The sequence below is a fragment of the Paludisphaera rhizosphaerae genome (assembly GCF_011065895.1).
GTDB classification, from domain to species: Bacteria; Planctomycetota; Planctomycetia; order Isosphaerales; family Isosphaeraceae; genus Paludisphaera; species Paludisphaera rhizosphaerae.
Genome location: NZ_JAALCR010000029.1, coordinates 1 through 23,424 on the forward strand (window position 1 = coordinate 1; position 23,424 = coordinate 23,424).

Genomic DNA, 23,424 nt, shown 5'->3' on the forward strand with positions numbered 1-23,424 from the left:
GTTCCATCAACGTGAAACCGGGGCGGGCCGAGCGTCGGAGAGAGAGTTCCGAGGAAGGTTTCATGGCTCAGCCTCCCGATCCGGCGGCGGCCGTGACGGTATGGTTGGAGATGTCGTCCTGACCGCTGTCCCAGAGTTGGAGCGACAGCGGATTCTGCGACATGTCGAACCGCTCCTTCGGGATGATCAAACTCGAGTTCATGGTCTCGCTGGGCAGAAACTGCGCGGCGGTGTTTTCGATCGATATCAACGCCTGGGCCGTGGATTCCGGGTCTGAGTAGCTCGACGGGTTGACGGTGACCACACCCGGAGTGCCGTCAGGACCTCCGGAGAGGATCAGCGGCTTGGTGAAGAACGCTCGGCGATATCCGAAACTGGCGGAGTTGGCGCGGTCCCAGTATTTCGAGACGGTGGGGTCGGGGACGTAATACTCCATCGGCTCGGTTAGCCGATGGAAGAACCACTCGAAGGCCGCAACGCCGCCGCTGCTGTACGTCGGCGCTCCCTTCGCACCGATCGATCCCGCCAGAAGCGGCGGGTATCCCTGATTCTGCGTCGAGAGCCAGAATGCGGGAGCCGTGAGGCTCTGATTGGGGTCCAGAGGGTTCTGCTCGCGGGTCTCGAAGGTCGAATCAAAAGGCCGGAGGAAGACGAGCGGGGCGGATGTGTTGGTGAGGTCGGGGCCGATCCGCTGGCCGCGCTGGGTGTCGGAGTGATAGAGGGTCGGCCAGCGGTAGAACTGAAGCGGCTTGCCCCAGGCGTCGACGAACTCAGGGAGGCCGTCGCCGTCGGTGTCCTTGACCTCGCGGTCGCTGAAGTCGTCGGCGTTGAAGATCGATCCCAGCAGCCCCTGCCCCTCGACGAGCAGAGCATAGAGCATCTCGGAACGGGCGGTGTCGTGTGTATGACTGCCGAGCCGAACGAGGACGTCGGCGGAGTTGGTCGAGTCCACCCCCTCGCTCCACTCGTCGATCAGGCCGTTGCCGTTGTTGTCGACCATGTCATAGCCGGTCGGCAGGTAGCCGAGATTCTTGTACAGCCCGGCCGCAACCGAATAAGACGCGCCATAGATGCCCCGGCCGGCGTGGCCCAACTCCGGCGCCGAGGAGAAAAACATCACGGCCCCCGTCACCGTGTTGGTGTAGTAGTGGCTGTCTCCATAGCCGGTGCGCCAGCCGGCCAGGTTTTCGTTGTCACGCGGCCCCAGAACCATGTGACCCAGGGGGAGGATGTAGTTGGCGTGAACTGTCGCGAGCGGCCCCGACAGGCCGGCGGCCGCCTCCGTCGGCGTCCCCAGGATGTAATGCGCGGCGAAGTTGAACGGGTAATCCGTGGCGTTCGGCGTCGACGAGAGCCCCGCCTGGACGAAGAAAACGTCGGGCATCTCGCTTTTGAGATAGTCCGCGAGAGCGAACGCCTGGGACCGCGCCAGCGTCTTGCACAGCGGGTCAGGTTGACCGTTCGCCTGGTTGACGGCCGGCGGGGCCATCAGCGGGTAGCCGTCGACGTCGCTCCCGCCCGGATAGTAACCTCCGAGATAGGCGTGGGTGTAGTTGGGGAGCGGCTTCATCTGCATGAGCGCGTCGAGACGGTCGTTGAGCCCCCCCTCAAGCTTGAGGATGAGCGCCTGGGTGGCCCGCATCTCCGCCTGACGGACCGCATCGGCCTGAGCGACCAGGATGAGCGAAATCAGAATCCCGATGATCGTCATCACGACCAGCAGCTCGATGAGCGTGAACCCGCGTCGACGCGCCGCGAGACGTCCTACGTCGGGAGTCGGGATGGGAGGGGTGGGGGTCATATTCGCATCCGTCTCTTCGAGCGTCGCAACGGGCCCGGGACGATCCCGGGCCGCCTGAGGAGCCCTGGCGCGGTCACGGTCAGTCGAGTCGGCCGCCGCGGAAGTTGGTCAGATTGTCCTGTTCCCGCTGGCGGACCCTGGCGTCCGTCGAGTTGGTCGTCGTCGAGCTATAGGGGAGAACGCCGGCCGCCGCGTTGGGGTTGAACTGACCCCCAGGCCCGTAGAGTCCGTCCACCCCCGAGGAGATGAGCTGATACGTCTGTGGGTTGACGAAGTTGACGACGGCCGCCGTCGTGGTCGTGCTGCAATAGGGATTCGGAGCCGGAGAGGCGGCGAACTGGGCGACGGTCCCATTGGACGTCTTCACCGGGAAACGCACATTGAAACTGGTCAGGATCGGCGACAACGGCGGAAACGCCTCGTCGGCCTCGCTGGCGAAGTTGACGTCGTTGGGATCGTAGGCGTTGTTGCCGTAGGCGCTGAAGTAGGCGATGAAGTTGATCTGACCGTTGCCGAGCGTGGTCGAGCCCAGAGTATCGATGTAACCGGGGATTCCGATCACGTTGCTCGGGTCGTTGATCGTGTCGGCGACCAACCGGGAGCTGTCGAACTCGAAGAGCGGGGCCTCACGGTTCTGGCTGTAGAAGGTTGATACGGTCGTGTTGACCGCCGGCGTGAACGGATTGGCCGGGTTCTTGGCGAAGCCGGTCATCGCGAATCCCTCGGACGTTTGCTGAGGCAACCCGCCGAGGAAGAAGGTCAGACACTGATGCCCCTGGAGGACGTAGGGGGCCGTATCGAAGACGCCGTTGCCGTTGAAGTCGTACCACTGCTTGTCGGCCGTCGTCCAAACGGGGGCGGACGTGCTGAACACGACCTTGGGGAAGAGCTTCCGCAAGGCCGCCAACGAGCGCTGGGCGAGCTGACCGGCCGTCATGTCAGACCAGGGCGACGTATTCCCCGCCAGGAGGGTCTGATCCTGGGTCTGAAAGTAGCCGTTCTCGTAAAGGATCACGCGGCTGGGGGGGAAGTCGCCGTACTTCGATTTGAAGGCGGCCAGGGCCGCGTCCAGCTGCTTGAGGTTCGCGGTGACGGCCGAATTCTTGGCCGTCTTCACGGCGCCGTTGATCGCAGGGAGCAGCAGGGCGATGAGGATCGCCAGGATGACGAAGACGATCAACAGCTCCACCAGGGTGAAGCCCCCGCGGGAGGGGCCGGCCGGGGTGCGTCGGCGGTTCGAGTGGCGGGTCATCGGTCCGGGCCTCCGGGGGCTCGGCCGACGGCCGTCTGGGCCGTCGCGCCGAATCCGTTCTCACATATCGAAGTACGACGTTTCTCGAAGTTTTCAAGCGACGGCGCGGACCGTCCGGCCGCCAGGGGGGCGGGCGGCCTGAGCCGGCCGCCCCGCCAGCCGAGGCCTCAGCCCGAGAGCTTCGTGATCAGGGTGATCAGAGGCAGGAAGAGGGCGATGACGATGAAGCCGACGATGCCGCCGAGGACGACGATCATGATCGGCTCCAGCAGGCTGACGAGCGACTCGACGGCCACCTCGACCTCTTCGTCGTAGTTGTCGGCGATCTTGTTGAGCATGCTGTCGAGGTCGCCGGTCTCCTCGCCGACGTCGATCATGTTCACGACGATGTCGTCGACGATCCGGGCCTCGCGGAGCGGCTGGGCGATCGTCTCGCCCTCGCGGATGCTCTCGTAAATCCGGGTGAAGGCCCGCTCAAAGACGGCGTTGCCGGCCGTCTCGCGGACGATCGAGAGCGATTCCAGAATCGGCACGCCCGACTGCACGAGGGTGCCGAGCGTCCGCATCGTCCGCGCCACGGTCGACTTCTCCGCGATGGTCCCCATGACGGGAATCATCAACAGGATGCGGTCGCAGATATAAGCACCCGTCTTATTGCGGTACATCAGCTTAATGAAGAGCCAGATGAACAGCGGAGTTAAGAAGACGATGTAGAAGTACTTGATCAGGAAGTGGCTCGCCGTGATGAGCATCTTGGTCATGTTCGGCAACGGCACGCCGAAGTCGTTGAAGATGGCCTCGAACTTCGGAATGATGAAGTAGAGGATGAACCCGACGATTACGCAGGCGACGAAGATGACGACGATCGGGTAGACCATCGCGCCTTTGATCTTCCGCTTGAGCGACTGGGCCTTCTCCTTGAAGTCGGCCAGACGCTGAAGGATCGCTTCCAGGGCGCCGCCCGCCTCGCCGGCCTTGATCATGTTGCAGTAGAGGCGGTCGAACGCCTTGGGATGCTTGGCGAAAGCCTCGGAGAGGGTCTGGCCGCTCTCGATGTCCTCGACGACGTCCCCCAGCGCGTTCTTGAGCACGCCCGGCTTGCACTGACCTTCCAGGATCTTCAGGCTGCGGAGGACCGGCAGGCCGGCGTCCTGCAGCGTGGAGAGCTGGCGGGTGAACGTGCAAAGCTGCTTGGTGGAGATCCGGCCGATGGTGAACGACTTCTTCTTGCGCCGTCCCCCCTTCTTGGCCGTGGCCGCCTTGCGGGTCTTCTTCGCCTTCTCGGAGATCTTGGTGACGAAGAAGCCCTTCTGGCGGATCAGCTGCTGGGCTTCTTCCTGGGTGGCGGCGTCGATGGCGTCCTTCACCTCGCGCCCGGTGTGGTCCATCGCCTCGTATTGAAAGGTCGGCATCGGGATCCTCCCGCCTCGGGCGGGCGAAGGTGCGTGGGTCGTTGGTCGTTCGCGTGCGGTACGTCGTTTCGGGGACCTTCTCCGGCCCTGATCAGACCTCGGTCATCGTTTCGCGTAATACCTCTTCGATGCTCGTCCGGCCCTCGCTGATCGCTTCAAGACCGGCTTCGCGGAGGGTCTTCATGCCGTGTTTGCGGCAGGCGTCGCGGAAGTCGTCGAGCGAGACCTCGGCGACGATCATCTCGCGGAGGATGTCGTTCATGACGATCAGCTCGTAGATGCCCTGACGGCCCTTGTAGCCGGTGTTGTTGCAGCGGTCGCAGCCCTTGCCGTAGAACCACTTCTGGCCTGCCGCCTGCTCCTGCGTCATGCCCAGCTCCATGAGGACCTCGGCGCTGGGCATGAACTCGGCCTTGCAGTTCTGGCAGAGTTTGCGAACCAGCCGCTGAGCCAGCACGGCCTCAACGGTGGCCGTGATGAGGAACGTCGGCAGGCCCATATCGCGGAGCCGGGTGACGGCCGAGGGGGCGTCGTTGGTGTGCAGCGTGGTGAACACGACGTGGCCGGTCAGCGAAGCCTGGATCGAGATCTCCGCCGTCTCCAGGTCGCGCGTCTCCCCCACCAGGATCTTGTCCGGGTCCTGCCGCAGAATGGCCCGCAGACAGGCGGCGAAGGTCACGCCGATCTCAGGGTTGATCGGCACCTGGATCAGCCCTTCGATCTCGTACTCGACCGGTTCCTCGGTCGTGATGATCTTGTCCTCGATCTTGTTCAACTCGTTGAGCGTGGCGTAAAGCGTCGTCGTCTTGCCCGACGACGTCGGCCCGGTCACCAGGATGATGCCGTTGGGCTTGTGGATGACCTCCATCCAGCGAGCCAGGGTGTCGTTCGGAAGCCCGAGACGCTTGAGGTCGAGCTGGACGACCGAGCGGTCGAGGATTCGCAACACCACGCTCTCGCCGAACATGGTCGGCAACGTCGAGACGCGGATGTCGACGCTGTTACCGCCCAGGGCGAGCTGAATCTTGCCGTCCTGCGGCAGCCGGCGCTCGGCGATGTCGAGATTCGACATGACCTTGATGCGGCTGGAGATCGCCGGCGCGAGGTGGCGCGGGGGGGGCACCAGTTCGTACAGGATGCCGTCCACACGGTACCGCATCTTGTACTCTTCCTCGAACGGCTCAAAGTGGATGTCCGAGGCCTTGTCCTTGATCGCCAGCAGCAGCACCATGTTCAGGAGCTTGCGGACCGGCGCCGCCTCGGCCATCTCCTCGATCGCCTCGAGGTCGATCGTGTTCTCGTTGCGGCCGGCCATCTTCTGCAGGCCCTTGTCCTGCTCGATCTGCTTCACCACGTCCTGGATCGACTCGTGGTGGCCGGCGTAGATCCGCTCGATCGTCGCCGTCACGTCGGCCTCGGTCGAGATCGCCCCCTTGACGGGGACCCCCAGGAACAACCCCAGGTCGGTCAGGGTCGCGGGGTTCTGGGGCTCGGCCATCGCCACGGTGACGCTCTTATCCTTCTTGCTCTGCGAGAGCGGCACGACCTTGAACGTCGTCGCCATGCTCTCGTTCACCAGCTCGGTCATTTCGGCGGGGATCGTCGTGTCGGCCAGCTTGACCACCTTCATGCCAAGCTGTTCGCCGAGCGCCTTGAGGACCTGATCCTCTTTCACCATCCCCAGGCGGACGACCACCTTGCCCAGGAGCTCGCCGGCCCCACGCTTCTGCTCCTCGAGGGCGCGCATCAGCCCTTCCTCGTCGAGGTAGCCCATGTCGACCATGATGGTGCCGAGCCGTCGCGCCATGCCTCGCCCCCGATCGCGCCACGCGCGGACGTCGGGCAAGCCCCGGAAGGGCCCCCGCCCGCGCCTCGTCGCCGGTCCGTTCGTCTCGTGCTGGTCTGGTGGATACGTTCAGAGAGAAGATCGTCGCGGCCCCCAGGGGCCGTGCGTCGCTAGCAAACTGGATCGCTGAAATCGAACCGGCCGCCCGCTGGGCGCCGAGGGGGTTGGCCGGGAAAGCCGACTCCGAACCTCGCGCCCGCGGGGCATCGATCAGATCGTCTACCTATTTCAACGTGTACGTCTCTTGTACGCCGGCCGGGACGCCCTGTGACGAAACTCCCGTGCCGCGTTCACTTCCCTTCCTCGCCCTCTTCCTCTTCCTCGTCCTCGAAGATGCCCTTCTTGGCGTTCTCGATCCGATCCCGGAGATCGTTGACCTTGCGCGCCTTGTAGAGGACTTCTTCCTCCTCGCAGATCCCCTGCTTCCAGAGATTGAAGAGGCTGTCGTCCAGCAGGATCATGCCGTGTTTGCGACCGGTCTGGATCGACGAGTCGATACGATACGTCTTGTTTTCTCGGATCAGGTTCGAGATGGCCGGCGTCACCACGAGCATCTCGTAGGCCGCCACCAGCCCCTTGGGCTTGCGCGGCAGCAACGACTGAGCGAGCACCCCCAGGATCGCCACCGAAAGCTGGGTGCGGATCTGGTCCTGCTGCTCCTTCGGGAAGACGTCGATGATTCGGTTGACCGTCCCTTCGGCCGAGTTCGTGTGCAACGTGCCGAAGACGATGTGACCGGTCTCGGCGGCCGTGATCGCCGCCTGGATCGTCGCCAGGTCTCGCATTTCACCCACGAGGATGATGTCCGGGTCCATTCGAAGGGCCCGGCGGATGGCCTCGGGGAAGTCCGGAACGTCGATGCCAATCTCGCGCTGGTTGACCAGGGACTTCTTGTGCTTGTGGAAGTACTCGATCGGGTCTTCGATCGTGATGATGTGCCGGTCCATGTTGTCGTTGATCCAGTTGATCATCGACGCCAGGCTCGTGGTCTTCCCCGAACCCGTCGGACCGGTCACCAGAATCAGACCGCGAGGCCGCTGGATCAACTGTTCCATCACCGCCGGCAGGCCGAGCTGCGCGAAGGTGAGGAACTCGTTGGGGATCCGCCGCAGGACCAAACCGATATTGCCACGCTGCTTGAAGATGGCGACGCGGAACCGGGCCATCTCGCCGAAGGCGAAACCGAAGTCGGTCCCGCCGACCTCCTGAAGCTCCTGCTGACAGCGTTCGGGCGTGATGCTCTTCATCAGCGCCACGGTGTCCGGCGGCTCAAGCACCTTGGTCGCCAGGGGCCGCATGTGCCCCCCCAACCGAAGCATGGGCTGGCTGCCCACCGTCAAGTGCAGATCGCTGGCCTTCTGAGTGCAGACCGTCTGAAGGAGCTTGTCGATCAGGATCGTGCCCATGCCGTCGCTCACCTCCCCTGGTTGCCTCTGGAATGTCGACTGGAATCGTGTCGGGCTTGACTTTGTCCTGAAGACCAGCTGTCCATCGAATTCCTGAGGTCCGGTTTGGAGTTAGGCGGTTGTGGCCTAATCCTCTCGGCGTACTTCATTATTTCGGTGGGGCAGTCCTGGATCAAGCGCGCGAGCGCCTGGAAATGCAGACGCCTCCCGCGCCGGGCTGGACTTGAGCAGCCAATCCAGCTGACGACTCGGGGGCGTCTCAGGTCGTCCAACGTCTATCGGCTGGAATCACGCAGGGGTCGACGGCTTCTTCTCAGGCGTGGGCGTCGTGGCCGCCGAGACGTCGTGCTGGGTGATCCGGAGAACCTCGTCGAGCGTGGTGATCCCCTTGATCGCCTTGATGACGCCGTCTTCGAACAGTGTGCGCATCCCCTGCTTACGGGCCACCTTACGAATCGCCATCGTCGACTCGCCCTTGAACGCCATCTCGCGGACGGTGTTGGACATGAGCATCAACTCGTAGATGCCCAGACGACCCCGGTAGCCCTTCTTATTGCAGTTGGAGCATCCCTTCCCCTTCACGAAATTCGCCTTCTTCGCAAGCTCCGGACGCAAGCCGAGACTTGCCAAAACGTGGGCTGGGGGTTCGTAGCGCACCTTGCACTTGGGGCAGACCTTTCGCACCAAGCGTTGAGCCAAGACTGCAAGCACGGAGCTGGCCACAAGGAAGGGCTGGATGCCCACGTCGACCAGACGTGTAATGGCGCTGGGCGCATCGTTCGTATGCAATGTACTGAAAACCAAGTGTCCGGTCAGAGAGGCCTGGATAGCCGTCTCAGCGGTCTCCAAATCCCGAATTTCGCCCACCAGGAGGATGTTCGGGTTCTGCCGGAGCATGGCTCGAATGATGCGTGCAAAGGTCATTCCGATCTTCGCCTTGACCTCACATTGGTTCACACCAGGGAGGTAGTATTCCACGGGGTCCTCGGCCGTGATGATCTTCACGTCCGGGCGATTGAGCTCGTTAAGAGCCGCGTAGAGGGTCGTCGTCTTGCCGGACCCGGTGGGACCAGTGACCAGAAGGATGCCGTTGGGGCGACGAATCAGCTGCTTGAACTTGGCGTAGTCGTCATCCGAGAAACCCAGGTCTTGCAAGCTGACCTTGATGTTGTCGCGGTCGAGGATACGCATGACCACGGACTGGCCATGCGTGGTTGGCAGAATGCTGACGCGAAGGTCGATGTCTTTACCGGCGACGAGGATCTTGATTCGGCCGTCCTGAGGTCGACGTTTCTCGGCGATGTCGATCTGCCCCATGATTTTGAGGCGGCTCACCATCGCACCGAGCAGACGCCGGGGGGCGGAATCCCGCTCCATCAGGACGCCGTCGATCCGATATCGGATCCGAACCCGTTCGGCGAACGGTTCGATATGGATGTCCGAGGCTCGGTTGCGGACGGCCTCTTCAATAATGAGGTGAACCAGGCGAATGACCGGGGCGTCGCCGTCCTCCAGCGTGTTCGTCCGGGATGTACCGCCGCCGCCGCCGGTATCATCCATGTAATCCATCTGGGTGTCTGTGAACTCGGTGAGCATCGAGTCGACGGACTCGGTCTCGCCGGTTGCAGCACCATAGTATTTATTGATGGCCTCGATGATCGCCTCGCGGGGCGCGAGGGCCACCTCGATCTCACGGTTCAGCACGAACCGCAGCTTCTCGATCGTCTCGAAACCCATCGGATCGTGCATGATGACGCGGATGGAGCCATTGCCCTCCTCCATCGGCATCACGATGTTTTCGCGGGCGAGCGACTCGGGGACCTTGCCGATCACGGACGCGGGGATCTCGACCTCGCGCAGTTCGACGTAGGGGAGTCCGTGTTGTTCGGCCTTGGCCTTGGTAACGTCGGTGGCGTCGGCGTAGCCCAGCTTGACCAGGGCGTCCTCGACTTCGCCGCCGGAGCGTTGCGCCTCCTTGAGCTGGTCGGGGCCGATCACGCCGCGTCGAATGAGGATCTCCGTCCAGTCCCGACTCTTGGCCATGACGTCGTAACTCCCAAGAGAGATGCCAGGGGGGGCCGGTCCGCAGCCAGCGGCCGGCGCGGAAGGCGCGAGTCGCGACGGCGACCGGTGAGCGATCACCGCGGGCCTGGCGTCGTCGCCGCAGTAATATGGCGTTGAACGAGGTGCGAATACAATGACTGTGAGGCGACGGCCGCGAACCGTTCTGGTCGCCCCGTCCTGCGAAGATGCGAAGGGAATGAGGCCGAGGCGTTTCCCTGCCTTCGAAGCTAACAGACCGAATTCCCTCCATCAAGCGATTCCGATGGAATTCAAAGGACTTAGGTAACGGTCCCCCGGTTGATTCCGATCGGTCCTGCGGCTTGACTTCGGGGTGCTGGACTACGACTCTAGTTCTCGAAGACGTCGACTCGGTGGAATTCGCCAACACGCCGCGTCGAGGAACGACTCCCTACCGGAGACCCACCCTTGCATCGACTCACCGAAGCCTCCGGGCGCCGGCAGCGCATCCGGAGGACCCTTCTGACGGCCTGCCTCGCCTTCGCGCCGGCGGTCGTCCTCGGCCAGGCCGTCGCGCCGGTTCAGGTTGCGACGCCGGTCGCCTACCCCAACCTCCGCTTCGACCGCCCGGTCGCCCTCGCCTATCCGAAAGAGGATCCCAGCCGATACTACATCGCGGAGCAGCACCAGGCGAAGATCTGGTCGTTCCCTGCGAGTCCGCGGGACACCTCTGAGAAGAAGTTGTTCCTCCAACTCTCCGCCCCGATTAATCGCGGCAACGAAGAAGGGCTCCTCGGCCTGACCTTCCACCCCAAGTTTAAGGAAAACGGCCAGTTCTTCGTTTACTATTCAGCGAAGGACGCCGACCGTCGCTCGGTGGTCTCGCGATTCACCGTTTCCTCGGACGACCCCACGAAGGCGGATCCGACGAGCGAGAAGCGGATCTGGGTGTCCGACGTCGACCGGTGGGAGAACCACAACGGCGGGACGATCCTCTTCGGCCCTGACGGCTATCTGTATATCACGCTCGGCGACGGCGGCGCGGGCGGGGATCCGCTCTCGACCGGCCAGAACCCAAAGGACTGGTTCGGTTCGATCCTGCGGATCGACGTCGATCATCCGGGAGAGGGCAAAGCTTACGGGATCCCTTCTGACAATCCGGCCGTTCGTTCCAAGACCCATGGCCACTGGGCTCCGGAAGTCTACGCGATCGGCCTGCGAAACGTCTGGAAGTTCAGCTTCGACCGCCAGACGGGCGACCTCTGGGCCGGGGACGTCGGCCAGAACCTCTATGAGATGATCCACAAGATCGACAACGGCGGCAACTACGGCTGGAGCATCCGCGAGGCGTTCCACCCGTTTGAACCGCATCGCCGGCAGAAGGCCGACCCGGCTTCCGAGATCAAGCCTCCTCTGGCTGAGTACCCCCACAAGCCGACGGCGGATCGTCCCGACAGCGGGCTCAGCATCACGGGCGGATACGTCTACCGCGGGTCGGCCATCCCCGAGTTGAAGGGGTGGTATGTTTACGGCGACTACGACTCGGGCCGGATCTGGGCTTTGAAGTCCGAAAACGGCAAGAGCGTCGTAAACACAGAGATTCTCAAGATTGTGCCTGGTTCCAAGCTCAATATCACCTCGTTCGACGAAACGCCCGACGGCGAACTGCTGATCCTGGCCTTCGACGGACGGATCCACGAGCTGACGCCGGCCTCGAAGTAACGACGGCGGCGCGGGTCGCCGGCGGGCGGCCCGCGCTCTCCTTCCCCCCAACGCCCGAGAGGAAGCGCGTCCCATGGCGACCGCAACGACCATGCCCCGGGCCGTCCTCCTCCGACGGGACGACGACGTGGCGGTCGCCTCCGCCCCGATCCCAGCAGGGGCGGAGATCAAGGTGGAGGGCGTGGCCCTGACGGCCCTCGATCCGATCGGACTGGGTCATAAGATCGCAGTTCACGACCTGCAGAAGGGCTCGCCAGTCCGCAAGTATGGCCAGGTGATCGGTTTCGCCTCGGAACGGATCGCGGCGGGGTCGTGCGTCCACGTCCACAACCTCCGAGCCGAGTTGTTTGAACGTGATTACGCCTTCGCTCAGGAGAGGAGCACGGAGCACCCTCTCGATCCGGCTCGCACGTTTCGAGGCTACCTCAGGCCCGACGGTCGCGTTGGAACTCGAAACTATATCGCGGTCGTCAGCACGGTGAATTGCTCGGCCAGCACCTCGCGTTACATCTCGAACCGATTTCAGGACAGGGATTTCCGTCGATCGCACCCAAACGTCGACGGCGTCTTCGCGATCACTCACAAGGGAGGCTGCGGACTTCCTTTCGAGGGGAAGGACCACCAGATCCTGGAGCGTGTGCTGGCCGGTTTCGTCCACCACCCCAACGTCGCGGCCTACGTCCTGGTTGGGCTGGGATGCGAAGGCGCTTACGCGGAACACCTCATCGAGAGCCATCATCTCCGGCTGGCCGCCGGCTCGGATCGCACCGTCTCCCAAAAGCCACGCGTATTCACGATCCAGGACGAGGGAGGAGTGTCGCGGACCGTCGAGGCTGCGGTCAGGGCCGTCGAGGGGCTTCTGCCCACGGCCGACGCTTGCCGACGCACCGAGCAACCGGCGTCGAAGCTCTGCGTCGCGCTGGAATGCGGCGGCTCCGACGGCAATTCGGGGGTGACGGCCAATCCGGCCCTCGGCGTCGCAGCCGACCTCGTGGTCGCTCAGGGGGGCTCGGCCGTTCTTGGCGAGACGACCGAGATCTACGGTGCCGAACACCTTCTAACCCGCCGCGCCGTCTCCGAAGAGGTCGGCCGAAAGCTCCTGGATCGGATCAAATGGTGGGAGTGGTACACGAAGGTCTTTGGCGCTGCGATCAACAACAATCCGTCACCGGGGAACAAAGCCGGCGGGCTGTCGACGATCTACGAGAAGTCGCTCGGCGCCCTGGCGAAGGCTGGCTCGACGCCGCTGGTCGCCGTGGTCGATTACGCTGAGCAGGTCCGAACGCCGGGACTGGTCTTCATGGATACGCCGGGTTACGATCCGGTCTGCACGACGGGTCTCGTCGCCGGCGGCGCGAACATCCTCGTCTTCACGACGGGCCGCGGGAGCGTCCTGGGACTTCGACCAACCCCTTGCATCAAGGTGGCGACCAACACCCCGATGTTCGAGAAGCTTCGCGACGATATGGACCTGGACGCCGGTACGATTCTGGACGGCGAGTCCGTCGAGGCCGTGGGCCGCCGGGTCTTCGACAGCATCCTCGCCGTCGCCAGCGGCGAACCGACCCGTAGCGAGCGCGCGGGGATCGGCGAGGAAGAGTTCGCCCCCTGGACCATTGGGCCGACCCTCTAATTCGCAGCCGGGTTCGTGCCTCAGGCCCCAACCGCCGACGAAGCCCCCTTGGCCCGAAGGTACTCCACGATCACGACGTTGTTGCGCGCGATGGCCAAATCCAAAGCAGAGAAGGGCCGTGATGAGTCGCCGGCGTGAACCACGTCCACGCTCGCCCCCGATTCGACGAGGGCCTTCACCGCGTTCTCCTGCCCCTGGAAAGCGGCCGCCATCAAGGGAGTCAGCCCATCCGCCTTGGGCAGGTTGAGGTCGGCTCCATGTCGGGTGAGCATCCGGATCAGCGCAACGTCTCCGGTCGACGCTGCATAGATGAGCAAGGTGAGCTGCTGTTGATCTGGTGGATCGGACGGCAGAGCGATAGGCGAATTCGGATCGGCTCCAGCCTCGAGCAAGAGCCTGCCGAGCGCGACGTGGCTGTGACGGAACGCAAAAGCCATGGCGGTGAGAGGAGGTTGGCCACACCTCGCGTCGACCGTTGCGCCATGTTCGATCAGAAGCCGCACCAGGGCTTCATTTCCATGGAGCGCCGCGGCATGGAGCGGCCTCATGCCACCCCGAGGATCCGGACGATCAACGTCCGCACCATTCTTGATCAGGAATTCGGCGACATCGTCTCGACCTTTGACGAGTGCGAGCACAAGCGGCGGCGGCCCGTCACTCTGCGACCCATTGATATCGGCCCCATTCTCCAAGGCGGCCTTGGCGAGTGCGACGTCCCCATGCAACGCAGCGGCTAGAAGATCGTTGCCCTTTGAAGCCGGCTTCCGGCCGAACAACCAAGCCAATAGACCCATCGTGACCTCATTCAGTGCGTGCGAGGCGTCGATTTCGACGACGTGGCACACTCCGACTTTATCCGAAACTAATCGTTGACGCTTAATGGGCACGATATGATGATCTCAATCCTTCCGCAAGATCGATGCGTCGAAAGAGCGAGGCACGCGAAAACCTATCCGGTCGCGGATCATCACCGTAAGCTGAGAGGATGGGGCTCCGTCTCACCAAGGTAGTCCCCTCGTAACCCAGACGACGGACTGCCGCCGACATGAGCCATCGCGCCCGCCCATTTCGACCGCCCACAGGCTCTATCGACCCCCCTGCCCCCGATCTCGGCCTCTTCCAGCGCAGCGGGTGGCCGCTGGTGATCCTGGCTGTCCTTGAGGTGCTCTGGCTGGGCTGGTTCCTGGTCGAGCCCTTGCCGAACGCCCCCACGAGCAATGGAACGATCCGTCGCGGCTTGCTGGCGCTGCACCTGCTTCCGGGGGTCGTTCCGGGAGTGACCTTCCGTGACTCCCTCCTAGGGAAGGCCCTGGGAGAGTTCAGCGATGCGGCCAACCTCCCGCAGCGGCTCCCTATAGTCGCGGCGGCCGGCCTGATCGTCCTGGCGGCCGTCGGCCTGGGCGACCTGATCCTGCGGCGTTGTCGGATGGACGATCGTTGCGGAGTCGCTGCCAGGCTGGCGATCGATTACATGCTGGGAACGGTCGTCCTCGGCCTGACGACCTTGATCGTCGGCCGCATCGGGATACCCGGAGCGTGGGTCGTGCGGCTAGCCCTCCTGACGGTGGGAGTCGCGGGGGCTTACGCCTCGAAATTCTGGTCGTGGACGCGAGTTCGCCTGGACGCCGGAGCGTGGACAGCGCTCGCGGTGGTCGCGCCGTTTGCGCTGATGATGATCCTGGGCTCCATGCTGCCAGCGATTGATTTCGACGTCCTCGAATACCACCTGCAAGGACCGAAGGAGTATTACGAGGCTGGGCGAATCGCCTTCCTGCCGCATAACGTCTACACCAACATGCCTTTCGGCGTGGAGATGCTCCATCTCCTGGGTATGGAGGTCATGGGCGACTGGTGGTGGGGCGGCCTGACGGGACAGCTTCTCGTCGCGTTCTTCGGCCTCTGTGCGGCGATCCTGATCGCGTCGACGGCCAATCGCCTCGGAGGCTGGCGGGCCGGTTGCCTGGCAGGACTGATCTACCTGACGACCCCATGGATTTACCGCCTGGGCGTGATCGCCTACGTCGAAGGGCCGCTTTGCGGCTTCCAGGCCGCTCTCCTGTGGGCCTTCGTTCGTGGTCGGACGGAGCCAGAGCACTCGCCGTCGCGATTGTGGGCGTTCCTCGGATTCCTGGCCGGCGGCGCGACGGCTTGCAAGTACACGGCCGTCCTGCCCTCGGTGATTCCGTTCGGCGTACTCAGTCTCGTCGACGCCTGGCGAGGGCGGTCGTTGCGGCCGGTCGTTGCGTTCGTCCTCGGCTGGTCGGTGGTGATGGGCCCCTGGATGATCAAGAACGTGATCGACACGGGGAATCCGGTTTATCCGCTAGCCTATCGAGTGTTCGGCGGTCGGGACTGGACCGAGGCCCGAGAGGCGCAATGGACCCGAGCCCACGGCCCACGGCCGGCCTCCTTCGAGCTGCTGCGGGCTTCCGTGGTGGATGTGGCTGGGAGGTCGGATTGGCAGTCGCCGCTCTACACCGCGTTCATTCCGCTGGTCCTGTTGAATCCGAGGGCTCGCCGCATTGCCGGATGGCTCGGCCTTTACCTGGCGTGGATGTTTCTATCCTGGTGGATGTTGACGCATCGGCTTGACCGCTTCTGGCTGCCGATGCTCCCCGCCGCGGCGGTCCTGGCCGGCCTGGGGGCGGACTGGTCGAAATCGCTGGCGTGGCGGGTCGTCCGGGCTGGGGTTCTCACGTTGGGCGTCGCGACGAACCTCGTTTACAGCTCGACGGCCCTCTCAGGCCTTAACGAGTGGACGGGCGATCTGGAGGCGCTCCGAGCCGACATTCCCCATCGGCTCAATGCCCCCCTGGCGAAGCTTGACGCCGAACTTCCATCCGACGCAAAGATCCTCCTTGTCGGCCAGGCGGCCGTCTACCACCTCAGACACTCGATTCTCTACAACACCGTCTTCAATCCCGAGACCATCGAGACGATGGCCTCGGGGCGGACTGCGGAGGAGTTTCGCCAGGCGCTCCACGATCGACGGGTCTCGCACGTCTACGTCGACTGGAAGGAGATCAATCGCCATCGCCATCCCGCGGGCTACGGCTTCACCGACTTCGTCACTCCCGATCGGTTCGCGGCCTGGGTCTCGGCGGGTGTTCTTTCTGGCCCGATCTCCGTCGGCATGGAGCAGGATCTCTACGAGGTCCGATGATCGAACTCGAGGCTCTCAGGGCTTCGTCGCCTCCTCGACCAGTTTGAGGGCGTTCTCAATAAGGATCTCGCCCGTCTCCTCCCCCAGCGACGTACGAGAGACGTAGTCATATCTCGAGAAGCTGTGAAAGTCGACGCGAGTGAGCATGTAACCGAAGGCGTCGTTCGTCAGACCGAAGAGGAGGTTGTGCTTCCCTCCCATCTTCCGCTTGAGATAGAAGCCGATGTTGGGGAGAGCCTCGCCCGGAATCGTCAGAATGCGGGCGTCGCCCAGAGTGACCAGGTTCAGACGCGCCGAAACCGTTCGGTCGGCGTTGCGGGGGTAGTCGAGCGGCGAACCGGCGATCACCGCCCAGATCAGGTCGGACTCGACCGGAAACCGCACGACCCTTGAGGAGCAGGACAGGGCCGGATCGTCCTGCGCGGGGGCGTCGGCCACGATCCTGAGGGCCTCAGAGGCCATGAGCCGACCGATTCGCAGGCACTCGTCCCAGCTTCTCTCGTCGTGCCAGTAACCTCGAGCGGCGTCAGCGGCCTTATCGAGGAGCCGATTGTCGGCCGTGACCATGCCTCCCTGGGCACCGTTCATGAACACCGCGAGGCCCCCCGACTTCGCCTCGATCTCTTCACGGAGTGGACCGACGAGATCGGGGCTGAGCAGGCCCACGTCGTTGCCGAGGACCTCAGGGTGGATCGCGTAATTGACGAGGGTGGCGACCGTCTTACCGGTCGGGCTTGCGGCCCGAATCACGCTCATTCGGCGATCGTAGAGGTCGGGCGCATAGTAGTTGTAGGCAATCTTGCCCACGGCCTCGCCTGTGGCCACCTGAATTCGGACCGGCTCCAGGCGATCCAGCGCCTCGTTCAGAGCCTCGGCCGCCCGTTCGCAGACGAGATTCATGTAGGCGAGATCTCCGGTGTGCCCTCCCTTGCCGTCTGGAAAAGCGTAACAATCCGGCGCGCTGTGAGTGTGTGTCGATCCGATCAGAATTTTATCGGCGTCGATGCGAGGAACCTTGGCCCGGACCCGATCACCGAGAACGGAAGGAAAACCGAGGAGGTCGAGCGAGACCATGCCGACAGTCGTCGTCCCCTTCCGAAGAACGATGGCCCGCGCTGTAAGATCGCCTCGTTTCTCACGTACGGGTCGAGTCGGACCCATACCACCGGAAACCGGCAAAAGCGGATCAGGGGTGATGACGCGGACACTGGCTCCTGCTAGGATCTCTGCCTGGGCCGTCCTCGCCGACATCGCGAGGAGGATCGCAGACCCGACGAACAGCGCGACGACGCGCGAAACGGCCTTGATAAAGCAGGGTTTGTTAGACATCTTGTCGCCTCGGAAGAGTGGTACATCAACGCTCGTCAGATGGGTGCGGTCGCGCCCATGCTACAAGCGAGGTGGCGTGAAAGGAATCGAGGGCTCATGAGCGGGCTTTCGACAATCACCGGAGGCGCAGGGTTCATTGGCAGCCACCTCGTGGAGTTGCTGACGAGCCTCGGCCGCGCCGTTCGCGTCGTCGAAAGACCTGGAGCGGACGTCAGCCACCTTCCGTCAGGGGTCGAGGTGCTCTTCGCCGACGTCCGTCGTCGCGAGGGCCTTGCGGACGCCCTTCGTGGCAGCCGGTTCGTCTATCATCTGGCCGCCAACCCCAACCTCTGGCTGCGGGACCGCCGCGAGTTCGACGCGGTGAACAACGTCGGAGCGGTCAACGTTCTCGACGCGGCACTCGAAGTCGGCGCCGAGCGTATTCTGCACACAAGTACGGAAAGCATCCTGACCAAAGAGAATGCTTCAGGACTGATCGACGAGGACGTCGAGATCGTCGAGTCTGACGCCGTCGGTCCCTACTGCCTCTCGAAACTCCGCGCTGAGAATCACGCGATGAAACTGGCCCGCGAAGGTCGGCCGGTGGTCGTCGCCAACCCGACCATGCCCGTTGGACCGGGCGACCGAGGCCCATCGCCGCCGACCCGATTGATCATGGACTTCTGTCGCGGCGCTCTCCCCGCCTTCATCGACTGCACATTGAACCTCATCGACGTCCGCGACGTCGCCCTCGGTCTATTGCGGGTCCTGGAAGTCGGCCGCCCCGGAAGACGCTATCTTTTGGGGGCGGCAAATCTCTCACTTGCCGAATTAATGGCCATCCTCTCTCAGATCACGGGAATTCCCGCACCTCGCCGTCGAGTTCCATATGCTTTCGGCCTAGGATTTGCCTATCTCAGCGAGTTCTGGGCGGACCATGTAACGGGAAAGCCCCCCAAAGCCTCCGTGACGGGAGTCAAACTGGCGCGTCGAATCATGCACTTTGACGTGTCACGCAGCCTTCGCGAGTTGGAGCTCACCCCGCGACCGATCGCTCGGTCGCTGGCGGACTCGGTCGCCTGGTTGCAGCTTCAAGAGAGGAACAACCGATAAGAGCTAATACGATGTCTGAATTCTGATGCGGTTGATCAACATCAAACACCAAGACGTTCATGCTTCAACTATTTTGTTTGCTCAAACGTGCACGTCGCTGTTAAAAAGCAATTCTAAATCAGTTTGACGATGAAATTCGAGTCTTTTTGCGGAAGTCAGCTCACGGATTTGCTCGTGCCTCGCGTTGAAGGAATTGGGCCGCCAAACTCGCATCGAACGCGGCGAGATCGCGTCATCCCCGCACTGACGGGTGTTTTTTTCTGATGGATGAGAGAGTCCCGCCGGGTTTAGAATGATTTCTTCGGTCAATCCACCGCAGGGGTCGAACAATACCCCTCCGGTTGGAGTCGTTCCAGGATGCTGTCTCATGAACGCCCGTCTCGTGGCCCTTGACGACGGTCCAGACATTGACCTGAATCAGGCCATGGTCGTGGTCGGGCGCCATCCTGCGTGCGACGCGCGTCTGGATTCCCTCCGCGTCTCGCGCCATCACTGCTGTATGACCCACACGAACGGCGAACTGCTGATTCGAGATCTGGGAAGCACCAACGGAATCCGGATCAACGGCCAACGCGTGGAAATCGGCCGCCTGAAACCCGGCGACGAGTTGTCGATCGCCCACATTCGCTATCGACTCGACGATGGTTCGGGGCACGATAAGACGCTTGCGGATTCGTCGTCCGACCCCATCCGTGACGTGCGTGAGCCGGCTGAGGTCATGGTCCGGAACGGCGGTCGACCGACTTATCGACCTGATGAGAACGCCCTGGCTGCTGCCGTGCGCAAGATTTTGCCTCCCTCAGTTGCGAGCCGCTGCCGAATCCAGGTGATCGTCCGGATGGACGACGACGACGAGCCGCCGCACCCGACTCCCGTCGGGATGTCGAGTTCCCAAGGCCAGGGGGCGTCGGAATGACTTTTAGGTTGACGCCGATCGTCAAGGGGAGTGGGCCGACGGTCGTGCTGCAGCGGCCGATCTACCTGGTCGGCCGGCATCCTGAATGCGACCTCCGGCTGGACCTTCCCAAGGTGTCGAGACGCCACTGCTGCATCGCCCTGGCCTACGATCGGCTCATCGTGCGCGACCTGGGGAGCCGCAACGGCCTGCGCGTGAACGGTCGCGAGGTCGTTGAGACGCAGCTCTTCCGCGGCGACGAAGTCGCGATCGGTCCCCTGATCTTCCGCGTCGAGCAAGACGCGGACGCCCCGACGAAGACGCCTCCAAGTCCTGCCCGCCCTGCCGCCGACCAACTGCCTGAGATCGACCTCGTCCCCCTCGACGACGTCTGATCTGCGGATGATGCACGCCCGCTCGCCGGGATCATCCCCGCCAACAGTGCCGCTGTGTGGATTTCAACGGCCGCGGTGTTATAGTTCGAGAAACGGTTTACGATAGGATCAATGGGCCGTGCGCCCGTTCGCGACGTTTGGACTGCAACGTTGTGGCGATCCCCCAGTCCTTTCAGGATGGGGCCGCGTCGGAATCCGATTCGCACCGTCGATTTCGCCTCGCCGTCGCTGACGTCATCCGAGAGGAAGAGATCATGATGAAACGAACGATCCCCGCCCTGGGGCTGGCGATCGCCCTGTCCTTCTCTGCCCCTGAGTGCCGCGCGCAATGGGGCTACGGCGGCTACGGCGGCTACGGCGGCTGGGGCTGGGGCGGGTGGGGAATGGGCATGGGCGCCGGCTCCACTTACGCGGGGAGCGTCGCCCAGGGCCTCGGCACGTTGGCCATGGGCGCCGGCATCTACAACGAGCAGACGGCCGTCGCCAACTCGATCAACACTGACACCGTGATGCGGTGGAACCAGTACGTTTACGAGTCGCAGAAAGAGGCGACCCGTCAGTATTACGGCCGTCGCGACAACAATCTCGCGAAGAACCGTGATGCGTACAACCAGAACATGGACCGCGTCATCAACAACCCCACCGCCCGAGACGTCCAGCAGGGCGACGCCCTGAACGCGGTCCTCGACCAGCTGGCCGACCCGCGGATCCCGCCCTCGGCGATTCGGAGCGTTGATGCACCGATCGACGCGAAGCTCATCCGCCAGATCCCCTTCGTCAACGCTTCGGAGGCGATCACCCTCAGCCTGGACGGCATCCGTCAGGCCGCGACCTGGCCCAACCGGCTTCGCGAGGCTCGCTTCGAGCCCGAGCAGAAGGACTTCGAGAAGCTCGTCGCCCAGGCCCGCAAGGAAGACGAGGAAGGCGACCTCTCTCCCGATACCCTGTCTCAGCTCCGCGGCGTCGCCAAGCGGATCAAGGACAAGGTCACGGAGATGCCCCGGGGCAACAACCCCGACGACATCCAGGCGATGAACTTCGCCAAGACCATCGTCGCCATGACCCGGATGCTGGAGAAGCCCAAGGTCGAACAGGTCCTCGACGAACTCAAGAAGATCGACAAGACGAGCCTCAGCGATCTGCTCGGCTTTATGCACACCTTCAACCTGCGGTTCGGTCCCGCCGAGACGCCCGAGCAGCGCACCGCCTACTCCGAGCTCTTCCCGGCCATGGACTCCGCCCGCGACAAGCTCCTGGCTCAGTTGAAGCTCCCGGAGGGGACCCCGAGCTACAAGGCTCACCCCCACGACTTCTTCTCGGCGATGAGCGGCGACTCGGTCGAGGGCAAGCCCCGGCCCAACACCCCCGCCCCGCCGGCGCCCCAGCCCTGATCCGGCTTGGTCGAGCGTAAACCACCAGCCCCGCCGCGAGCCTCTCGGTTCCCGGCGGGGCCTTCTCATGCGCGGTGGAGTCAGCGAATTCAACGCACCTCCAGCCCAAGCCTGGTCCGCGTCAGACTTGGCAGATGCTTCACCGGAATCGTCCCCTCGGACAGGACGGCCTCGTGATACTTCGCCAGGTCGAACCTGTCGCCCATCTCCCGCTGGATCGACTTTCGCAGCCGGTAGAACGCCGTCCGCCCCACGAAGTAGGTCGAAAGCTGACAGGACGACTGCTTCGACCGGATGATCTTTCCCGTCGCCTCGCCGTCGGTCTGGAAGGCGCGGCCGACGAGGAGTTCGCGAGCCTCGTCGTCGGTCATCCCCGCGCAGTGCATCTTGTTGTCGAGGATCGCATTGACCACAGCCCGAAGATAGAACTTCAACTGCTGAAGCCGCAGGGGGAGGCTGCCGCCCCCGAATCCCTGATCGAGCATCATCTGCTCAGTGTAGACGGCCCAGCCTTCGGCGAACGTCCCCGACGACAGCACCCGGCGGATGAAGCTCGGGCACCGGTTCGAGTATTCGAGCTGGACGTAGTGGCCCGGATACGCCTCGTGGATCGTGAGGACCTGAAGCATCGCCTTGTTGTACTCGTGCAGGAAGCTCTCAGCACGCTCGGGGCTCCAGTCGCTCGGGGGCGGGCTGATGGCGTACTCGCTGGACCCCTTCGGATCGAGCGGCGGCGCGGGGTTGAGGTAGGCGACTGAATTGCCCCGCATGAACTCGGGCATCTCGATGATCCGGCACTGATCGGGTTCGGGGAGAGCCAGGATCTTGCGGGCCCGGATGAATTCCTTGATGGCGGCGACGGTCCCCTTCGCGTCCGACACCAGCGTCTCGGCCGTCCCATGGTCGTCGCCGATCTTGGCAAGCACTCGCCGCGTCATCTCGCGGCGCCCGGCCTCGTCATCGGGAGGGACGACCACGCCGGGGAAATACTCGGCCCAGAGATGCCGGGCGAAGACGGCCATCTCGTTCTCAACGCGCGTCGCCTCGCTCTCGGCCTCGGCGAGGACCTCGTCGGCGGAAAGCCCGGCGTCCAGCTCGTAGTCGAGCTTCTTGACGAACTTCTCCCGGCCGATCCGCCACTCCTCGCCGCTCCGGGGGAGAACGTCGGCCTTGAGGAAGGCGACATAGCTCTTCAGAGCCTCAGCCAGCTTGGCGGCGGGGGCGGCCAGGTCGCCCTCGCCGGGCTTGTCGCCGGCCAGGACGAACAACTCGCCCTGGTAGAAGGAGACGGCCCCCTCAGCCTGACGGATGGCCGTCTCGACCTTCACGCGGGGAGGTTTGCCGATCGTCTTCCGGGCGGTCTCCAGAATCGCCGGCGCCTGCTCGATCCGCTTCTGGGCGTTCCGCTTGTTCACTTCGCGAGGGAGCGTGGACTGCGTCAGCAGCAGGTAGACGCTGCCGTTGACGTATTCGCCGTAGACGCGGGGATCGTCACGGAACGGGTCGAACGTCTCGCGAAGCCAGATCGACGACTCCAGGTGGCGGCGGAAGACGTCGAGATCGACCTTCCCCGCGGCCGAAAGCTCCGCGGGATTGATCTCCTTCTTGATCCGTTCGAGGGTCGTTTTCAGGAATTCGAGATTGGACCGGCGCGACTCGGGGGAGACGTCGTCGAGGCGGTCGTCGTAGGCGTGCTCTCCAAGCTGGGTCGCCGTCGTGGGCTCGCGACGGAACGTCTCCTGGAGGAAGGCGGCGAAGAGCGACTGAAGACGGGCGTCCTCCGAGACCTCGCCAGCCCTGACCCCCGCACACGCCATGATGATCACCGCGGACGACACGAGCGGGCGTAACATGGCAGCTCCCTTTCCTCGACCCGAGCGGGCCGGCTGAGAACCTTGTCAGAATTGATCCTGGATGGTAGAACGAGACGATACGATGAGGTGCGAAGCCCCGTCAAATTGAAGGCTCAGCCTGCGAACACGGCGACCTACTTGCGGGCTCGCCGTCCAGAAGACACCAGCCCTCCACCCTCCCGCCGGCCGCGCGAAGGGCCTCCGATTGACGG

General features: G+C 63.6%; 17 protein-coding genes. 7 read left to right on the top strand and 10 right to left on the bottom strand.

The annotated features are described in order from the left end of the window. Positions 1 to 67: 67 nt before the first annotated feature. From G5C50_RS32430 to G5C50_RS26340, 6 genes are all read right to left on the bottom strand, one after another. A complete protein-coding gene (locus tag G5C50_RS32430) occupies positions 68 to 1,801 on the bottom strand; it encodes a type II secretion system protein (protein WP_206107865.1) in 1,734 nt (577 codons plus the stop codon). A gap of 79 nt (positions 1,802 to 1,880) precedes the next feature. Further along, a complete protein-coding gene (locus G5C50_RS26320) occupies positions 1,881 to 3,053 on the bottom strand; it encodes a type II secretion system protein (protein ID WP_165073960.1) in 1,173 nt (390 codons plus the stop codon). Between the two features lie 167 nt (positions 3,054 to 3,220). Continuing rightward, positions 3,221 to 4,465 carry a type II secretion system F family protein gene (locus G5C50_RS26325; protein WP_165073961.1) on the bottom strand — a complete coding sequence of 415 codons (1,245 nt, stop codon included), beginning with the start codon at positions 4,463 to 4,465 and terminating at the stop codon, positions 3,221 to 3,223. A 91-nt stretch (positions 4,466 to 4,556) separates the two neighbouring features. Next, the gene (locus G5C50_RS26330; RefSeq protein WP_165073962.1) at positions 4,557 to 6,272 is read right to left on the bottom strand and encodes a GspE/PulE family protein; all 1,716 of its coding nucleotides are present in this window, start codon (positions 6,270 to 6,272) and stop codon (positions 4,557 to 4,559) included. A 329-nt stretch (positions 6,273 to 6,601) separates the two neighbouring features. Continuing rightward, the gene (locus G5C50_RS26335) at positions 6,602 to 7,717 is read right to left on the bottom strand and encodes a type IV pilus twitching motility protein PilT (protein WP_165073963.1); all 1,116 of its coding nucleotides are present in this window, start codon (positions 7,715 to 7,717) and stop codon (positions 6,602 to 6,604) included. 288 nt (positions 7,718 to 8,005) lie between these two features. Then, positions 8,006 to 9,760 (bottom strand): GspE/PulE family protein, encoded by a 1,755-nt coding sequence (locus G5C50_RS26340; protein WP_165073964.1) that lies wholly within the window; start codon positions 9,758 to 9,760, stop codon positions 8,006 to 8,008. Between the two features lie 447 nt (positions 9,761 to 10,207). Between G5C50_RS26340 and G5C50_RS26345 the strand changes: the two genes are divergently transcribed. Together G5C50_RS26345 and G5C50_RS26350 are read left to right on the top strand one after the other, a co-directional pair. Next, complete coding sequence (locus G5C50_RS26345) at positions 10,208 to 11,461, top strand: PQQ-dependent sugar dehydrogenase (RefSeq protein WP_240907372.1); 1,254 nt, start codon at positions 10,208 to 10,210, stop codon at positions 11,459 to 11,461. A 73-nt stretch (positions 11,462 to 11,534) separates the two neighbouring features. Next, positions 11,535 to 13,094, top strand: a complete 1,560-nt coding sequence (locus G5C50_RS26350) for a UxaA family hydrolase (RefSeq protein ID WP_165073965.1) — start codon at positions 11,535 to 11,537, stop codon at positions 13,092 to 13,094. A 20-nt stretch (positions 13,095 to 13,114) separates the two neighbouring features. Here the strand turns inward: G5C50_RS26350 and G5C50_RS26355 are convergent, their stop codons facing one another. Continuing rightward, on the bottom strand, positions 13,115 to 13,939 hold the full coding sequence (locus G5C50_RS26355; RefSeq protein WP_165073966.1) for an ankyrin repeat domain-containing protein: 825 nt from the start codon (positions 13,937 to 13,939) through the stop codon (positions 13,115 to 13,117). A 200-nt stretch (positions 13,940 to 14,139) separates the two neighbouring features. Here G5C50_RS26355 and G5C50_RS26360 point away from each other — a divergent pair, with 200 nt between their 5' ends. Beyond that, complete coding sequence (locus tag G5C50_RS26360) at positions 14,140 to 16,257, top strand: ArnT family glycosyltransferase (protein ID WP_165073967.1); 2,118 nt, start codon at positions 14,140 to 14,142, stop codon at positions 16,255 to 16,257. Between the two features lie 15 nt (positions 16,258 to 16,272). On the opposite strand, the gene G5C50_RS26365 is transcribed toward G5C50_RS26360, so the two are convergent. Continuing rightward, on the bottom strand, positions 16,273 to 17,157 hold the full coding sequence (locus G5C50_RS26365; RefSeq protein ID WP_240907373.1) for a hypothetical protein: 885 nt from the start codon (positions 17,155 to 17,157) through the stop codon (positions 16,273 to 16,275). A 525-nt stretch (positions 17,158 to 17,682) separates the two neighbouring features. Between G5C50_RS26365 and G5C50_RS26370 the strand changes: the two genes are divergently transcribed. Beyond that, entirely contained in the window at positions 17,683 to 18,678 is a 996-nt protein-coding gene (locus G5C50_RS26370; protein WP_165073968.1) for an NAD-dependent epimerase/dehydratase family protein, read from the top strand. A gap of 81 nt (positions 18,679 to 18,759) precedes the next feature. Here the strand turns inward: G5C50_RS26370 and G5C50_RS32435 are convergent, their stop codons facing one another. Then, positions 18,760 to 19,047 carry a hypothetical protein gene (locus G5C50_RS32435; RefSeq protein WP_206107866.1) on the bottom strand — a complete coding sequence of 96 codons (288 nt, stop codon included), beginning with the start codon at positions 19,045 to 19,047 and terminating at the stop codon, positions 18,760 to 18,762. Here G5C50_RS32435 and G5C50_RS26375 point away from each other — a divergent pair. The 3 genes from G5C50_RS26375 to G5C50_RS26385 all read left to right on the top strand — a co-directional run bounded on the left by G5C50_RS26375 (position 19,046) and on the right by G5C50_RS26385 (position 21,359). Next, positions 19,046 to 19,594 carry an FHA domain-containing protein gene (locus G5C50_RS26375; RefSeq protein WP_165073969.1) on the top strand — a complete coding sequence of 183 codons (549 nt, stop codon included), beginning with the start codon at positions 19,046 to 19,048 and terminating at the stop codon, positions 19,592 to 19,594. The two genes, G5C50_RS32435 and G5C50_RS26375, sit on opposite strands and share 2 nt — an antisense overlap. Then, positions 19,591 to 19,968 (top strand): FHA domain-containing protein, encoded by a 378-nt coding sequence (locus G5C50_RS26380; protein ID WP_165073970.1) that lies wholly within the window; start codon positions 19,591 to 19,593, stop codon positions 19,966 to 19,968. The genes G5C50_RS26375 and G5C50_RS26380 overlap by 4 nt, the downstream gene beginning before the upstream one ends. A 257-nt stretch (positions 19,969 to 20,225) precedes the next feature. Beyond that, positions 20,226 to 21,359 carry a hypothetical protein gene (locus tag G5C50_RS26385; protein WP_206107867.1) on the top strand — a complete coding sequence of 378 codons (1,134 nt, stop codon included), beginning with the start codon at positions 20,226 to 20,228 and terminating at the stop codon, positions 21,357 to 21,359. 89 nt (positions 21,360 to 21,448) lie between these two features. Here G5C50_RS26385 and G5C50_RS26390 read toward each other — a convergent pair whose 3' ends face one another. Further along, positions 21,449 to 23,212, bottom strand: coding sequence for a DUF885 domain-containing protein (locus G5C50_RS26390; protein WP_165073972.1), 1,764 nt, complete (start codon positions 23,210 to 23,212; stop codon positions 21,449 to 21,451). Between the last annotated feature and the right edge of the window lie 212 nt (positions 23,213 to 23,424).

Bases quoted from the DNA above. Each gene is read 5' to 3' on its own strand.
- G5C50_RS32430 (WP_206107865.1), bottom strand. From the start codon at position 1,801: ATGACCCCCACCCCTCCCATCCCGACTCCCGACGTAGGACGTCTCGCG.
- G5C50_RS26320 (WP_165073960.1), bottom strand. From the start codon at position 3,053: ATGACCCGCCACTCGAACCGCCGACGCACCCCGGCCGGCCCCTCCCGC.
- G5C50_RS26325 (WP_165073961.1), bottom strand. From the start codon at position 4,465: ATGCCGACCTTTCAATACGAGGCGATGGACCACACCGGGCGCGAGGTG.
- G5C50_RS26330 (WP_165073962.1), bottom strand. From the start codon at position 6,272: ATGGCGCGACGGCTCGGCACCATCATGGTCGACATGGGCTACCTCGAC.
- G5C50_RS26335 (WP_165073963.1), bottom strand. From the start codon at position 7,717: ATGGGCACGATCCTGATCGACAAGCTCCTTCAGACGGTCTGCACTCAG.
- G5C50_RS26340 (WP_165073964.1), bottom strand. From the start codon at position 9,760: ATGGCCAAGAGTCGGGACTGGACGGAGATCCTCATTCGACGCGGCGTG.
- G5C50_RS26350 (WP_165073965.1), top strand. From the start codon at position 11,535: ATGGCGACCGCAACGACCATGCCCCGGGCCGTCCTCCTCCGACGGGAC.
- G5C50_RS26360 (WP_165073967.1), top strand. From the start codon at position 14,140: ATGAGCCATCGCGCCCGCCCATTTCGACCGCCCACAGGCTCTATCGAC.
- G5C50_RS26365 (WP_240907373.1), bottom strand. From the start codon at position 17,157: ATGAATCTCGTCTGCGAACGGGCGGCCGAGGCTCTGAACGAGGCGCTG.
- G5C50_RS26370 (WP_165073968.1), top strand. From the start codon at position 17,683: ATGAGCGGGCTTTCGACAATCACCGGAGGCGCAGGGTTCATTGGCAGC.
- G5C50_RS26375 (WP_165073969.1), top strand. From the start codon at position 19,046: ATGAACGCCCGTCTCGTGGCCCTTGACGACGGTCCAGACATTGACCTG.
- G5C50_RS32435 (WP_206107866.1), bottom strand. From the start codon at position 19,047: ATGAGACAGCATCCTGGAACGACTCCAACCGGAGGGGTATTGTTCGAC.
- G5C50_RS26380 (WP_165073970.1), top strand. From the start codon at position 19,591: ATGACTTTTAGGTTGACGCCGATCGTCAAGGGGAGTGGGCCGACGGTC.
- G5C50_RS26385 (WP_206107867.1), top strand. From the start codon at position 20,226: ATGAAACGAACGATCCCCGCCCTGGGGCTGGCGATCGCCCTGTCCTTC.
- G5C50_RS26390 (WP_165073972.1), bottom strand. From the start codon at position 23,212: ATGTTACGCCCGCTCGTGTCGTCCGCGGTGATCATCATGGCGTGTGCG.